Raw genomic sequence first — 13,850 nt, 5'->3', positions numbered from 1 at the left:
TGAAACAACTCCCACAACTCATCCGGCACCAGCCGCTCAACGATCCCCACCATGACCGACAGCCTACCGATCCCACCAAATGAGATGACTTCTTATGCGCCACCAGCGTGGCCAGTTCGCTCTCTGTGTGCCCGCGCTGATGCCCTTCTCGTCCAGCTCCGCGACGGCGGGATGAGCTGGGGCGACCTCGCCGCCCTGATCGACCCCGACGATCCGCCCGCACGGTCCAGCGCTCAGCGCCGCGTCGAGTCTGTCCGCCGGCGCCTCGATGCCACCTGACGGGTGTGCGCTGAAAGTCCCCTCCTACGGAGAGGACTTTCGTGTTTATCAGGCGAGATTGAGGAGTGATCCATGCTGATTCCAAAAGGGATCTGGTGATCGGTGTCGTTTTGTTGGTGGGTGTTCGTCATCGTTTTGTCAGTGGGTTGGTGGGGTGTCCTGGCTGGTGGTGAGGGTTGCTGGGTTCTGACAGTGGATTCCGATGGGGGACTGTCGTTTTTGCAGGGCGTGGTGGCTGGTTCTCTGCTGATCGCTAATACACCGCCCTGTTCACCGCTCCGAGCACCTGTCAGCAGCCTCGGGCTTTCCCGGGATGCGGCCCCGTTCGGTCCGCCGATACGGAGGATGATGGGGCATGGGCGAGCACGACCAGGACGACGTCGCTGAACCGGCCCGGCCGCTGATCAGTGCGGTGAGTCAGAGCACACAGCCGGGTATCTGGGACGGGCCCTGGTGCAGGGCCCCGGGGAGAGTCCTGTTCGCCCGACTTGATCACGTGTCGGCGTGGCCCGATCCGGCTCGGGATCAGAGTTCAGCTGGCGGCAGGCCGAGGTGGTCGTGCCATGCCTTGCGTCCTGTGGGTGTCACGAGGAGGGCGCGGGTGGTGCCGATGCGCGTCATCCATCCGGTGGCGAGTGCGTGGGCGCACAGGGCGGCGCCCACAGCGCCGGCCAGGTGGGGACGGCGCTCGGTCCAGTCAAGGCATGCGCGTACTGGTGGGCGGCGTGAGCCGGTGGGCACCGTGATACCGGTCTCGGCAAGCCAGAGGGCGCCCTTGCCGGTCAGGGCCGGCTCGGGTCCCCACTCCAATAGTCCGCGCTCGACCATCGCGTCGGTGATTGCCAGTGCGACGGTTCCGGCGAGGTGGTCGTAGCACAGTCGAGCGCGGGCCAGTGCCTGTTGTCGGCCGGAGGCCGACAACGAACGTGGCCGGGCGCTGTGCTGTGGGGCCAGCGCGGCAAGGCTCTCGATGAGTTCGACCACTCTGCGGTCGGTCACCCGTACGTAGCGGTGGCGTCCGTGCCGCTCCTCGACGAGGAGTCCGCCGTTCACGAGCAGGTTCAGGTGTGAGGTCGCGGTGGACGGTGCGATGCCGGCGTAACGCGCGAGCTCGTTCGCCGTCCACGCCCGGCCGTCGAGCAGCGCGAGGCAGAAGGCGGCCCGGGTGCCGTCGGCCAGCAGTTTGGCCACCCCCGCCAGGTCCACACCCACGTCCTGACCTGCGCGCTGAACGTCCACGGTGTCCATTGTCGCCGACGTCTCTTCGACGGCTGTCGAAGCGTCCACGTCCTAGCGTCGGCACGTGCGCCGGGCTCACCGTCTCCGCACCCGCATCCGCCCGCGAGGCCGCGCCGCCTCCGCTCACGCACTGGAGCAACCATGACTTCGTCCGACACCGCCGTCACGGGCTCCCGCCAGTCCGAACCCCGGACGGGCTTCGTGCTCACCGACGCCCCCACCCCGCAGGACGTCGCGGCAATCTCCGACGCGCTGGACCGCTTCAACATCGAGCACACGGGAATCGCCGACCGCAGACCTCTGGCCGTCCTGGTCCGTGATCCCGCAACGCGCCAAGTGGTCGGCGGACTGACCGGGCGGACCTCGCTCGGGCTGTTCTTCCTCGACCTCTTCTACCTGCCGCCCCGGCTGCGTGGCAGCGGGCTGGGAACACAGATCCTCCAGCAGGCCGAGGACGAGGCTCGTGCCCGTGGCTGCCGCACGGCCGTGCTCTACACGATCACCTTCCAGGCCCCCGGCTTCTACCAGAAACACGGGTGGAAGCGGCTGGGCGAGGTGCCCTGCGACCCGCCGGGCAACAGCCGCGTCTTCTTGACCAAAGAACTCACCGCGCCGACCGGTGAACCAGTTCGGTCCCGGTAAGGTCGCCGTGCTTGTTGCACCATCACCTGTTCTGTGCGCTCCACACCTGCCACAGACCGCGACGTCACGGCCCGAGGCGCTGGTGCCGTCCGGGCTGCTTGACGCACTGGCCCGGGTACCCGATCCACGCAATCCGCGCGGGGTGCGGTTCCGGCTGGCAACGCTGCTCGCGGTCGGCGTGTGTGCACTCACCAGCGCCGGACACAACTCCCTGACCGGCATTGCCGAGTGGGTACGCCGCTGCGACCAGGACGTCCTGGCCTGGCTGGGCTGCCCCTTCGATCCCTTCGCAGGCCGGTTCAAGGCTCCGGGCGAGCGCACCCTGCGCGATGTGTTCGCCCGCGTCGACCCCGGGCTACTCACCGCCGCCGGTTTCACCAGGCTCACCACACTCCAGCCGCACCCGGTGAGAGCGACAACCCCGGACGGGACCGTCGAGCGCGAACGGCGCCGCGCCCACCGCATCGCCCAGACCCGCCGCAACCGCGTCGTGCGGCTTTCGCCGTGGACGGCAAATGCCTGCGCGGAGCGGTCCGCGCGGACGGCAGCCGCGTCTTCGTCCTGTCCGCAGTGCGCCACCACGATGCGTTGACTGCCGCTCTGCGCGAGATCGGTGCGAAGACGAACGAGATACCCGAGTTCGCTCCGCTGCTGGACACCCTCGATGATCAGGACCTGACCGGCTCCGTCGTCACCGTCGACGCCCTGCACGCCCAGACAGGCCACGCCCGCTACCTCGTCGAGGACCGAAAGGCCCACTACCTGCTGTCGGTCAAGAACAACCAGCCCACCCTGGCCCGCCAGTTGACCAAACTGCCATGGAAGCAGGTACCGGTCCTCAATCAATCCCGCGACCGCGGACATGGCCGTGAGGAAGTCCGCGAGGTGAAGGTGGTGAGCGTGGACGGTCTGCTGTTCCCCCATGCCCGCCAGGTTGTTCGCATCCACCGCAAACGCCGCCGAATCGGCACATCGAAGTGGCAGACCGAGACTGTCTACGCCGTCACCGATCTCGCGGCCCACCAGCCTGAGATCGCTGCCTGGGCACGCGGGCACTGGATCATCGAGAACACCGTCCACTGGACGAAAGACGTGACCTTCGCCGAAGATGCCAGTCAGATCCGCCGACACCGCGCCCCCGCCGTCATGAGCGCCCTGCGCGACCTCGCCCGCGCCACCCTCCACCGCTCCGGATGGGCCAACATCGCCAGCGGCCGACGAGCCCACACCCACCCCGCAGCCACCCTCGCCCTCCACGGGATTCCATGATCAAACCGGGCGAACGCGACTCTCCCCGGGGCCCTGTCATGGCCCCCGGTCGAAAACTACGCGATATTGCAACTAAATTCAGCGCCGACGACTCCGCCGCTGACATGATGCTGAGCGTAGGACAAGCGTTCAAATGCCTGTGCGGGGGGGCGTAATGGAGGCCAGTGAAGTCGCGGCGGCTGCCGTTGCAGTAGTGGCCGCAGCCATCACGGGGACAGCAAGCACGGTAGGCGAGCAGACAGGTGCAGCAATCGCGCAGGTCGTACGCGATCGACTGGGGGCGTCGAGTCGAGGCCGGACCGCTTTAGCGGACCTGGAGGAATCCGACGGTTCCCCCGAGTCCCAGGCAGCGGCGTCAGCGGTGCTTGCCGAGGAAGTCGGCTCCGACCCACAGCTGTATCGAGCATTGACGGTTCGCCTAAACGAGCCGAGTGTGACGGACGGTGTCCACATCGACCGCAGCCGGATACGAGGAGGCGCTCCGATACTCGTCGGCAACGGAACCCTGAACTTTACGAAACCGACTTCGGCGGCCGGCATGGTGGCACTCGCGCTGGCTGTGCTGGTGGTCGTCGGTGTGATCGCTCTCGCCATCTACGGCTCAAAGCAGGTTCTAACCGACGACTCCCCGCCAAGCAGCCACGGCCCCACGTCCGCGACGCCCGACGCACGCGGAAACTCGGCCACTGACGGAGCCAGCGGCCAGGCAACCATTGAACCTCGTGCGCTGAGCGAGTCCGAGGTCGCCGCCGTGGTCCCCGACCTTGAGGACATGCCAGCGGGATGGGCAAGCTTCAGCAAGCGAAACGGATTCCGCCCAGAAGAGACCAAACGCTGCACTCGCGGCACAGCTATCTACGAGCACCCGGAGAGGAACGGCGGCAGCCTTCAGGCGGCCTACATCACGTCCTCGTGTGCAGATTTCCCGTCGGTTGTTACTTTCTACGACGAAGGGCTGAGGTACTTCAAGCAAGAGCATCCCGAGGCCACACGCATCTCTATGCCACCGTGCGGAGACAAGAGCACCGCCATGACCTTCGACAGAACGGGTCCGATACCCTCCGAGAACGGCAAGTACGTCCGAATGCAGTCTCTGGTAGGAGCGGTGTACCTCCAACTGAGCTATGGCCCGATCGACAACGGCGCGGACACGATGGACTCCCTGGATAGGTTGCAGGGGTTCGTAAGCGAGTTCTGCGACAGGGCCCTTGCGTCCCAGACTGCCGGGTGAACGAGTCCGGCTATACGGGCAGTCCGATGGTCACAGAGCCTCGCGCAGTGCCTGGGCCAGGAAGTCGTTCGCGGCCAACGGCCTCGCGCAGATGTACTTCCGCGCCAACAACAGCCGCGCGCATGGCCTGGGCGTGGAGTTCACCGACGTGGAGCACATCCAGATCGACCTGTGATCGCCCGTCCATGGCAAGGGCCCCGAACCGTACACCGGCCGGGGCCCTCCCATGTGCCGCGGAGTCGGTCGGCGGCGGCCTGCCTGGCCAGCCGTCCTTCTTCCTGGCCTGCTGCAAGTGCCCGTACGTCGCAGCGTTCAGCGTGGCGGAGCTGCGGCATACCGGCCCGCAGCGTCGGTGAGGGCATCGGCTAGGAGGCGGCGGAACGGTGTTAGGAACTCGTCCATACTGGGGCGCATGCTTACCAGCGTGTTCATTGCGATGAGCAGTTCGGAGAGCTGGCCGGGGGCTGGCTGGGCATCGAGAAAGGCAGCCAGGTAGTAGTCCGTCTTGTCCCGGTGGGACATCAGGCAATGGGCGAGGAAGAGGTTGCCCAGCGCCGGTACGACGTGCGGCAGAGCCTCTGATGACACTCTCAGGGCCTCCAGGACCTCAACGGCACGCACGAGGACTTGCTCGCCATCCGGGTTGTGCAGGGCGTGCAACGCCACCGCGCGCTCGTAGTGAGCCCACCCGTTGTCCGGGCTAAGTTCGACGGCGCGAGTGAGATCGACCAGTGCCGCATCGTGCTGGCCGGTGAGGCGGGGCCGCATGCGCGCACACACCGACACCCCGGCCCGGGAGGGCCGCGGCCTCCAGTCGCCCGCCTACGGCGTCCCCTCCCCGGCCCTGCTGGCCCGCGCGGACCGGGGATTCGCCCGGTTCCTCGCCCAGCGCACCGAGGACCAGGACGACGGGGCCGACGGCGGCGAGGACACCCAGCGGTGACCGCCGGCCACCCGCACGAGACGCTCCCGGCAGCGAGGTGCGCCATGCACACCAGCAGTCACACGGTCCTGTACGACCCCGACGGGCTGATCGAGGCAGAGCTCCCGCTCGATCGCGATCCGTACGAGGGCCTCGTCAAGGCCGTCCTCGCGTGGACCGGCGAGGACACGCTCGCGACACGCGACTACGAGCAGATCGGCCTCCAGCTGACCGGCCACGCCCGCGCAGTTGCCGCCGACGTCCGGCGCCGCGCGAGCCAGCTACCCAAGGACAGCGGGCCCCGGGCGCTCGCTGACGTCGTCCTGCGCGAGGCGGAAGGCCGGCTGTCCGCGACGCTGGAGGGCACCGTGCGCTGCGTCCAGAACCGCGCCCGCCTCGTCCGCGCCCTCTACGAACGCCTGGACCGCCTGGAAGCCGTGCCCGCGATCCAGGATGTGCGATAGCCGCTGGCCCCGGCGGGTGCCTCAGCACAAGGCGAGCTGTTCGTGCTCGGGCAGGTCGAGGTCGACGATTCGGCTCTGGGGAAGGACGTCGGCGAGTTCGCGCGCCTCCTGGGCGCTGCGGGCCAGGACCAGTTCCTCCGCGAGCTTGGAGCAGGTAGCGGCCAGGCCGGGGCAGGGCCGCACGATCCCGTACAGTGTCCGCCGTTTGTCGGTCACGTGGACCGGGACGCCGTGGGCGTACTGCGGCCACATCATCGGTTTCTCCGGGATCTCCACCCGCAGGTTCGACGTGCGCCAGGCGTACTCGGCTACGGCGGCGAACAGCTCGGTCTGCTGCTGCGTCGACAGCCGGCCCCACCACGCCCGCGCGGTCTCCAGGTCCTGGCGTTCCCGCTCCTCGCGCTCCACCCGCTCCTGTTCCCGGCGTGCTTCCTCCTCCGCCCACCGCCGCCGCGTCTGTTCCATGAAGACGCGGTGATCCTCAGCCCGTTGCAGCCGCCGTCGTTCGTCCTCCGCGGCCTTCCGTACCCGCTCCTGCTCCTCCAGCTCCTTCCGGCACCGTTCCTCGGCCTCCTCCTGCTCCTGCTGGCGGGCCTCCCGCTCCACCCGCTCGGCTTCCTGCCGCTGCCGCATCGCCTCGTGCTTGTCCTGATCGGCGACCGACCGCTTCGAGGTCCACCACTGATCCCGCTTGAACCGACGCCGCTCACCATCGACCACCCGGTACACCCGCCGATACCGGCGCAGCACCTCGGCAGGAACGAACTGCCCCTCCAGCGCCCAGCGCACGAACCGCTCCAGCGTCTCCTCCCGGAACTCCCACCGCCCGCTCCGGTAGACGAACCCGGCAAGCCCGTCGTCCACCATCCACGGCTGCTCCCGTTCCTTCGGCGCCCGGACACGGACGGCCGGCACCGAACTGATCCACTGCGGCGGCCGCGCGCCCGGGTGCACCCAGCACACCCGGATCCCCTCGTCGGCGTACCGGTCGGTGCGATCAGCAATGTCGTCCACCGTGATCTGCGACAGCTGCGCCTCCCAGGCCATGCGCCGACTCCCGTCCGCAGACGAGGCCACGACGTCCGCCCGCCACGACCCGTCCTCGGCCGGCACCTCCAGCGCCGCGAACCACCCAGCCGCCCGGATCGTGCCCGCCATCTCCAACTTGAGCATGTGGTGCTCCCACGACTCGTTCGACAACTCGCACGAAGGCGGTCGTCCAGGGTCGTGGCAGAAGAACCGGACCCCGTAGCGGGAGACCTTGGCGTGCAGGCCCCATTCACACTCCGGGCAGGTGAGAGGCGGCCGGGGGCGGGATTTGTGGACCTGGGACCAGTCCAGCCTGTGTCCCAGGTCGGCCAGGGTGGCATCGAGGCGACCGTGGCCGGCATGCAGCGCAGTGAAAGGCATGAATCGCATCTCCTGGCGATCCGGCGTAATTCGCGGCGTATCTGACGGGACAGGAAATACCAGGTGCCACTGACAACCGGCCCCACGATCCAGGACCGGCCCGGGTCCTTACTGAGCCCGGGAGGACAGGCATGGCTCGTGGCCGCCAAGGCCGAAGTGGGTGATGTGCGTGGCACGCAGGCCGCCCGCCTCCAAAGCCCGGGCCTCCTCCGCGTCACGGGCGAAGACCTGCTGATAGATCCGACGCGGCGTGGAGGCTCGCCGACCGAGAGATCACGGCAGTCGCCGAACGCGCGATGCCCAGCGGCAGGCCGCTGGGTCGCGTGACGGTGCGGTCTGCTCCGGAGCGAGGAGTGTCGACACTGGAACAGGCTTGCGAGGTCGAAGCCCCGTCAGGGATCGCGCGGTGTCACAAGGCCGAGGTCGTAAGCGGCGATCACCGCCTGCACGCGGTCGCGAGCGCCGATCTTCGCGAGGAGACCGCTGACGTGCTTCTTCACGGTCGATTCGGTGAGGTGGAGATGGTCGGCGATCTCGCTGTTGGACATGCCCTGAGCGATGGCGGCGAAGACGTCGCGCTCACGGCCGCTGAGTTCGTACGGGAGCCGCCGCGATTCTTGGTCCGCAGGAGTGGCGGCGCGGCTCAGCAGGTGAGTGTCGAGGAGCCGGCGGGTCATCCGAGGTGAGATCACGGCGTCACCTGCCGACACCGCGTGGACGGCGGAGAGCAGTTCGTCCGGACGCGCGTCCTTAAGCAGGAACCCGCTGGCTCCGGCCCGCAACGCGTCGTACGCGTACTCGTCTAGATCAAACGTCGTCAGCACGATGACCCGGCTGCGGGATCCGGTGGCGATGATGCGTCGGGTCGCCTCGATACCGTCGATGCCCGGCATCCGGACGTCCATGAGGACTACATCGGGCCGTAGTTCGGCAGCCATTCGGACGGCCTGGAGTCCGCTGTCGGCCTCGCCGATCACGGTGACGTCCGGCCGGTTGGCCAGCAGCATGGTGTAACCCATGCGCTGAAGCGGCTGGTCGTCGACGATCAGGACCGTGGTCACGAGGGCTCGCTCTCGTCGTCGGGCTGGTGCGGTGCGTCGTGGAGTGTGGCAAGCAGGGTCCAACCGCCGCCGGGGGCTGGGCCGGCATTCACCTGTCCGCTGAACAAGGCGGCGCGTTCCTTCATACCGATTAGCCCGTGGCCTCCGCCTGTCGCAGGCGCCGTCCTGCGGGCACCGCTTTTCGGGCCGGCGTCGGTGACCGTGATGTCGACGCTGTCGGCCGTGCGACGGACCGCGATGGAGAGAGGGGCACCCTCCGCCGCGTACTTGAGCGCGTTCGTCACGGCTTCCTGCACGATGCGGTAGGCGGCGAGCTGGAGACCGGGGCTCATGCTCTCCGCGTCCTCTGACAGATCAAGAGCGACGGGAGTTCCCGTCGCGCGGACACGGTCGGCGAGCACCGGGAGGTCCTTCACACTGGGCTGAGGGGTCAGCTCGAGGCCGGCCTCGTCGCTGTCGGCAACGGAGTCCCTACCCGTGCGCAGGCCCGTCAGAACGAACGGAAGTGAAGACGCCGTGACCCACGGCTGGGTGAGGATCTGCCATATGAGGACCTGGAGGTTGCGCCGCCGGTGTGAGGGGAGCGTGGCACGGTGGAGCCCCGCGTAGGCGGCGCTGAGCCAGTCCGAGGCCTCGTGCGGCAGGGAATCGATGACCCGGGAAGCAGCCTCTAGAGCGAAAGCCGATGCCGCCTGCGCATCCGACCAGGCGGTGGGCCGCGAGACGGCGACGGCCACCGCCTTCGCCTGCCAGCCGTCTGTCTGCGCCGCGACGCGGTAGAGCTCGGCGGAGAACGGGATGTCCACGAAGTAGTTCCGCAGCAGCTCGGCCTTAACAACTAGGTGTTCCTCGGGTGTCAGCAGGCCGCTGTACACACAGGCGTCCAGTAGGGCCAAAGTCCCGAACGTGGTCACGCCCTGCGTCCGTGAACCACGAAAGCGGACGCCATGGCGCGTCTGCATCCGACGAACCAAGAGGGGTGCCCGTGCCCGAGAAGGTCACCAAGGACAAGGTGCTGTGCTACGTCGTGCGCGACGGGAAGCTGCTGGTTTTCCGGCACACCGACTACAGCTACGAGGAGGTCGGCATCCAGGTGCCGGCCGGCAGCATCCGTGCGGGTGAGACGCCGGAGGCAGCGGCGCTGAGGGAAGCGGGGGAGGAGACCGGTCTCAAGGACTTCAAGATCGTGCGGAAGCTCGGCCTCGCCGAGTACGACATGAGCCCGTACCGGTTCGAGGTCCAGCGCCGGCACGTCTTCCACCTGGAGCTGACCGAGCCCACGCCGGAGCGGTGGGCCAGCCAAGAGGACCACGACGGCGAGCAGGAGCCCACCCACTTCGAGTGCTTCTGGATCCCGCTGGAGGCCGCCCACGTGCTGCAGTCCGGCCAGGGCGCCCTGCTGGGACGCCTGTACGACTGAGTTCCGTCCGGTCACGGCCCACCGCAGGAGGCAGCCGATGAACCGGCCCGGCCCGGGACGTCCACCGGTGGCCGCGTCGGAGGACCGCGCCCGGAATTCCTGACGGAGTGTCGGTGCCCTCTGCGAGGATCGGTGGATGGCCGACAGCAGGGATCGCTCGATTCTTCGACAGGTGGTGGGCGACATCGTCGCTCTGCTCGGAGGGCACTCGCACGCCAGGCTGAACGCGGCGTTCGCGGAGCTTGGGATGCCGGCAGTTCCTGATGAGGGAAGCAAGGGCGAGCGCGTGGAGCGGAGCTTCGCGCAGGTTCCCGACAGCGATCTCCCTCTCGTGGCGAACCGCATCTTGGCGGCGGGCCAGGGGAGTCCTCAGCAGAGGTTCCGGATCGAGGATGCGCTCTGGGGGGAGTCCTCGCCGACGGAGATACCCACGAGGGTCCGGCGCGAGTTGGCCCGGTCCCTCGACCTGGACGCCATGACACCCAGCGAGAGCAGGTTCATGGCGATGCTGAGCCGGTACTGGGTGCTCGGCGACGAGCTGAGCCCCGTCCTCGACACGTTCTTCGGCTCCCAGGGCCCAAGCCTCAGGCGCGACATCCAGCAGCATGTCTTTCGGAACCCCGGGGACTGGACGGCGGAGATCCTCCTGGAGAACCTGGGCGCCTACGAGGCCGGCGACGCCAGGTTCGCCCGGTTCCTCGAAGCGATGGTCTCCGCCGAGGTCCTCCTCGACGAGTCCGCACAACGGCTCGTCGTGGACACGATCAACCAGCACACCCGCAGTGCAGCCATCGAGCTACGGGAAACGGGGACGGAAGGCGGCTACCCGCGCTTCACCCTGGTCTCCACCAGGCTCGCCGGGAACCGGAAGCCGAAGAACATCATCTTCGCGTCCCTCACCAAGCCCGACATCCGCTTCAAGAACGCGATGGACAACGACATCGACATCGTCGGGGACCCAGAGAACCAACTGGTCTACGACCGCCCGACACCAGACCACGGTCTCCGCTGGCGTGACCTTCAGGCCTGGTGGCAGGACACACGCAAGATCCCGGATGACGCCGAGGCCAAGGTCTCCCTCTACAAACGGCTCCACCGCTGCTTGCCCGACAACTCGCCGGGTCAACAGAACTTCTTCGGCGCCTACCACCATGTCCTCGGCGACAGGGTCTACGACCTGCCCGTGCTGCTCCCCGAGGTGTGGCTGCACTGGGACCACAGCACGGTCCGCGAACGCGGCCCCCAGGCCCTCCTGCGCTCCCGCATGGACTTTCTGCTCCTGCTCCCGCACCGACAGCGCATCGTTCTCGAAGTCGACGGATCCCAGCACTACACCCGCGACCGAGGCCAGCGCCCCGACACCGCGAAGTACGCGGAGATGGTGGCCGCCGACCGCGATCTCAGGCTCAGGGGATACGAGGTCTTCCGCTTCGGCCATGACGAACTCGAAGAACCCCACGACGCCCATGCCCTCATGGAACGATTCCTGCCAGCGCTGTTCCAGCGCTTCGATGCCGGGGCCGGCGGCTGAACCTGTCGCCACCCAGTATCCAAACCTCGTCAGTTGAGGAAGGAGGGGTCTGCTGCACGATCGGGTTACATCTGAACTGGCTTTCCCTGTGGGGCAGGTGGGAAGGATGTCGCTGTGCCCAAGGCTTATCCGGAAGAGTTCCGCCAGGACGTCGTGCGGGTCGCGAGGAACCGCGGCCCGGGCGTGACCGTCGAGCAGGTGGCCGCCGACTTCGGAGTCCACGCGATGACGCTGTGGAAATGGATGCGCCGCGCGGACATCGGCGACGGGGCAAGGCCCGGAACGACCACCCAGGAGAGTACGGAGCTGCGGGAAGCGCGTCGGCGGATCAAGTTGCTGGAGCAGGAGAACGAGGTCCTGCGACGGGCCGCGGCCTACCTGTCCCAGGCGCATCTGACGGGAAAAGGATCTACCCGCTCGTGAAAGAGCTGGCCGGTGACGGGGTGCCCGTCACGGTGACGTGCCGGGTTCTGAGGCTCACCCGTCAGCCCTACTACCGCTGGCTGGAGCGGCCGGTGACCGAAGCCGAGTTCGAGCGGGCCTCACGCGCGAACGCATTGTTCGACGCCCACCGCGAGGATCCGGAGTTCGGCTACCGCTTCCTGGCCGACGAAGCCCGCAAAGCGGGATCCGGCATGGCGGACCGGACCGCGTGGCGGATCTGCCGGGACAACTGACGGCCACACTCACCCGACGGCGGGGTATCCGGGCGTGCGCGGAGCGGGGGCGGGCAGCCTGGTGGGCGCTGCCCGGCCGGGACCGGATCGCCGTCGAAGGCATGCTGCTCGTCGGCGTGCTGCTCGCGGCGGGCTGGCGGGCGGGCCACCTCGGACTGGTGCAGGCGGATTTCGTCCTGACGTTCCTGGGCGGCCTGGCCGGCGTGGTCACCCTGTACCGGGGCACGGTGTACCGGCCGCAGCCTGATCCGTCTCCGGAAGCACTGCCCGGCCGCCTTCAACCCGTCCACACCACGACGGATAATATAAATCCATGGAACCCCGCAAACCATCAACTCAAGGGGTATCAAGCCATAAAGTCTGTTGGACGGATGGCGCAACTCATGACACCCTGGGCTGCATGGAGCTGACGGACAGCCAGATGGAGGACGCCGGAGAGGGCAATGGTGCCCCCGTCGGCCCGAACCAGGAGAGGACGATCGCGCTGTTCCTTGAGCAGTCGCGACGTATGAACCGCACCGTCCCGATCCGCAGGTCCTTCCTTCAGCAGCAGGGGCGGGGCGAGAAGACGCAGGCGCCGATGCAGGTGCTGGTGACCCGCAAGCAGGAGCGGGCCCTTGACCTGTACCTGCTGCTCGCGGCGGTGACCGTCTCGAAGGAGTCGGGCTTCGCGGTGACGGAGTGGTCCACGTCGTGGGCGCGCTCGCTGGGGATCTTCGAGGAGAAGACCGGCGGTGCGGCCGTGTCCCGGGCCTGGAGGGCGCTGAAGGAACTGCGCATCGTCGCGACCGCGCGGGGCGAGGGGCGCAGGACCAGGGTGACCAAGCTCAAGGAGGACGGCACGGGAGACGCCTACGAGCCGCCGGGCGCCCAGGGAGACGCGTACTTCCAACTGCCCTTCGCGTACTGGAACGAAGGCCTCAACACCAAACTGAGCCTGCCGGGCAAGGCGATGCTCCTGATCGCCCTGAGCCAGCGGGAGTACGAGTTCTCCCTCGCGCACGCCCAGATCCAGAACTGGTACGGCATCAACAAGCAGACCGTGGCCAAGGGCATCCACGACCTTCTCGCGCATGAGGTCATCGTCCGGTCGGGCGAGCAGTGGTACGACACGCTGCAGACCAAGTCGGGTGTGGGCCGACGACCGCTCTACCAGTTCGCGGACCCGTTCGTTCAGCCCGGGATCGCAAGGGTCCGCGCACCGCGGAACTCCTCCGTGCAGTAGCCCGGAGGCCAAAGAAGACCGCACCGCCCTCGGCGACCAAACCTTATAGGGGCGGTGCGGTCCTAGCCGCCGGCCTCAAGCCGGCAGATCGTTGGTAACCAACATGTTCACCATACTCATCAACCTGGACCACCCGCTTTCGCCCCGTCGCCGCCTGCCGCGCGCCGTGCTGGTCATCGCGGTCCTGGCCGTCTTGTGGGCCATCGACCCCGAGTACGTCGACACCATCGCGACCTGGGTCGGCCTCGTGGCCGTGCTGCTGCCTGCCGGGGGACCGTCGACCGGCGGGGTGTTCCGTCCGCGCCCCGCCGGCATCTGACCCGCGGCAAGCGCCGCAGCACCTGCTCCAAGCCCGTGACCGACAGCGGCAAGCACCGCTGTCGGCACGGTGTCGGGGGGGGCCGGCCGGGAAGTGGGGGGGGGCGGCCGCCCCCCCACGGGGCCGCCCACCCCCCCCGCACGCCCCGCCGCGGCAGGGCT

The 13,850-nt window shown here is 68.1% G+C and carries 17 protein-coding genes and 1 pseudogene; 13 read left to right on the top strand and 5 right to left on the bottom strand.

The window, feature by feature from the left end:
* Positions 1-804 precede the first annotated feature (804 nt).
* Positions 805-1,527: an ArsR/SmtB family transcription factor gene (locus tag ACIRP2_RS39370; RefSeq protein WP_404258579.1), complete on the bottom strand. Its 723-nt coding sequence runs from the start codon at positions 1,525-1,527 to the stop codon at positions 805-807.
* A gap of 132 nt (positions 1,528-1,659) precedes the next feature.
* On the opposite strand from ACIRP2_RS39370, the gene ACIRP2_RS39365 reads away from it, so the two are divergent.
* From ACIRP2_RS39365 to ACIRP2_RS39350, 4 genes and pseudogenes are all read left to right on the top strand, one after another.
* Positions 1,660-2,160, top strand: a complete 501-nt coding sequence (locus ACIRP2_RS39365; protein WP_404258578.1) for a GNAT family N-acetyltransferase — start codon at positions 1,660-1,662, stop codon at positions 2,158-2,160.
* A gap of 7 nt (positions 2,161-2,167) precedes the next feature.
* Positions 2,168-3,429 (top strand): annotated as a pseudogene (locus tag ACIRP2_RS39360) (ISAs1 family transposase).
* A 154-nt stretch (positions 3,430-3,583) separates the two neighbouring features.
* Positions 3,584-4,660 (top strand): hypothetical protein, encoded by a 1,077-nt coding sequence (locus tag ACIRP2_RS39355; RefSeq protein WP_404258577.1) that lies wholly within the window; start codon positions 3,584-3,586, stop codon positions 4,658-4,660.
* Positions 4,638-4,835, top strand: coding sequence for a hypothetical protein (locus tag ACIRP2_RS39350; RefSeq protein WP_404258576.1), 198 nt, complete (start codon positions 4,638-4,640; stop codon positions 4,833-4,835). Before ACIRP2_RS39355 ends, ACIRP2_RS39350 begins: the two co-directional genes overlap by 23 nt.
* Positions 4,836-4,972: 137 nt before the next feature.
* Here the strand turns inward: ACIRP2_RS39350 and ACIRP2_RS39345 are convergent, their stop codons facing one another.
* Complete coding sequence (locus tag ACIRP2_RS39345; RefSeq protein WP_404258575.1) at positions 4,973-5,428, bottom strand: tetratricopeptide repeat protein; 456 nt, start codon at positions 5,426-5,428, stop codon at positions 4,973-4,975.
* Between ACIRP2_RS39345 and ACIRP2_RS39340 the strand changes: the two genes are divergently transcribed.
* Positions 5,427-5,603: a hypothetical protein gene (locus ACIRP2_RS39340; RefSeq protein ID WP_404258574.1), complete on the top strand. Its 177-nt coding sequence runs from the start codon at positions 5,427-5,429 to the stop codon at positions 5,601-5,603. The genes ACIRP2_RS39345 and ACIRP2_RS39340 overlap by 2 nt on opposite strands.
* A gap of 44 nt (positions 5,604-5,647) precedes the next feature.
* A complete protein-coding gene (locus tag ACIRP2_RS39335) occupies positions 5,648-6,046 on the top strand; it encodes a DUF6415 family natural product biosynthesis protein (RefSeq protein WP_404258573.1) in 399 nt (132 codons plus the stop codon).
* 21 nt (positions 6,047-6,067) lie between these two features.
* Here the strand turns inward: ACIRP2_RS39335 and ACIRP2_RS39330 are convergent, their stop codons facing one another.
* From ACIRP2_RS39330 to ACIRP2_RS39320, 3 genes are all read right to left on the bottom strand, one after another.
* The gene (locus ACIRP2_RS39330; RefSeq protein WP_404258572.1) at positions 6,068-7,456 is read right to left on the bottom strand and encodes a competence protein CoiA family protein; all 1,389 of its coding nucleotides are present in this window, start codon (positions 7,454-7,456) and stop codon (positions 6,068-6,070) included.
* A 392-nt stretch (positions 7,457-7,848) separates the two neighbouring features.
* Positions 7,849-8,517 (bottom strand): response regulator, encoded by a 669-nt coding sequence (locus ACIRP2_RS39325; RefSeq protein ID WP_404258571.1) that lies wholly within the window; start codon positions 8,515-8,517, stop codon positions 7,849-7,851.
* The gene (locus ACIRP2_RS39320; protein WP_404258570.1) at positions 8,514-9,431 is read right to left on the bottom strand and encodes a sensor histidine kinase; all 918 of its coding nucleotides are present in this window, start codon (positions 9,429-9,431) and stop codon (positions 8,514-8,516) included. Before ACIRP2_RS39320 ends, ACIRP2_RS39325 begins: the two co-directional genes overlap by 4 nt.
* A gap of 71 nt (positions 9,432-9,502) precedes the next feature.
* Here ACIRP2_RS39320 and ACIRP2_RS39315 point away from each other — a divergent pair, with 71 nt between their 5' ends.
* From ACIRP2_RS39315 to ACIRP2_RS39285, 7 genes are all read left to right on the top strand, one after another.
* The gene (locus ACIRP2_RS39315) at positions 9,503-9,937 is read left to right on the top strand and encodes an NUDIX domain-containing protein (RefSeq protein WP_404258569.1); all 435 of its coding nucleotides are present in this window, start codon (positions 9,503-9,505) and stop codon (positions 9,935-9,937) included.
* Positions 9,938-10,073: 136 nt separating this feature from the next.
* Positions 10,074-11,468 carry a hypothetical protein gene (locus tag ACIRP2_RS39310; RefSeq protein WP_404258568.1) on the top strand — a complete coding sequence of 465 codons (1,395 nt, stop codon included), beginning with the start codon at positions 10,074-10,076 and terminating at the stop codon, positions 11,466-11,468.
* Positions 11,469-11,582: 114 nt separating this feature from the next.
* Positions 11,583-11,891: a transposase gene (locus ACIRP2_RS39305; RefSeq protein WP_404258567.1), complete on the top strand. Its 309-nt coding sequence runs from the start codon at positions 11,583-11,585 to the stop codon at positions 11,889-11,891.
* Positions 11,888-12,145, top strand: a complete 258-nt coding sequence (locus ACIRP2_RS39300; protein WP_404258566.1) for a hypothetical protein — start codon at positions 11,888-11,890, stop codon at positions 12,143-12,145. The genes ACIRP2_RS39305 and ACIRP2_RS39300 overlap by 4 nt, the downstream gene beginning before the upstream one ends.
* Complete coding sequence (locus ACIRP2_RS39295) at positions 12,121-12,555, top strand: hypothetical protein (protein WP_404258565.1); 435 nt, start codon at positions 12,121-12,123, stop codon at positions 12,553-12,555. Before ACIRP2_RS39300 ends, ACIRP2_RS39295 begins: the two co-directional genes overlap by 25 nt.
* On the top strand, positions 12,546-13,370 hold the full coding sequence (locus tag ACIRP2_RS39290) for a hypothetical protein (RefSeq protein ID WP_404258564.1): 825 nt from the start codon (positions 12,546-12,548) through the stop codon (positions 13,368-13,370). The genes ACIRP2_RS39295 and ACIRP2_RS39290 overlap by 10 nt, the downstream gene beginning before the upstream one ends.
* A 103-nt stretch (positions 13,371-13,473) precedes the next feature.
* On the top strand, positions 13,474-13,689 hold the full coding sequence (locus ACIRP2_RS39285; protein ID WP_404258563.1) for a hypothetical protein: 216 nt from the start codon (positions 13,474-13,476) through the stop codon (positions 13,687-13,689).
* Positions 13,690-13,850 lie beyond the last annotated feature (161 nt).

Origin of the sequence: Streptomyces sp. NPDC101194, assembly GCF_044767885.1 — a bacterium.
GTDB lineage: Bacteria > Actinomycetota > Actinomycetes > Streptomycetales > Streptomycetaceae > Streptomyces.
Note: the sequence above shows the minus strand (reverse complement) of the source record. Positions and strands in the feature narration are given on the sequence as shown.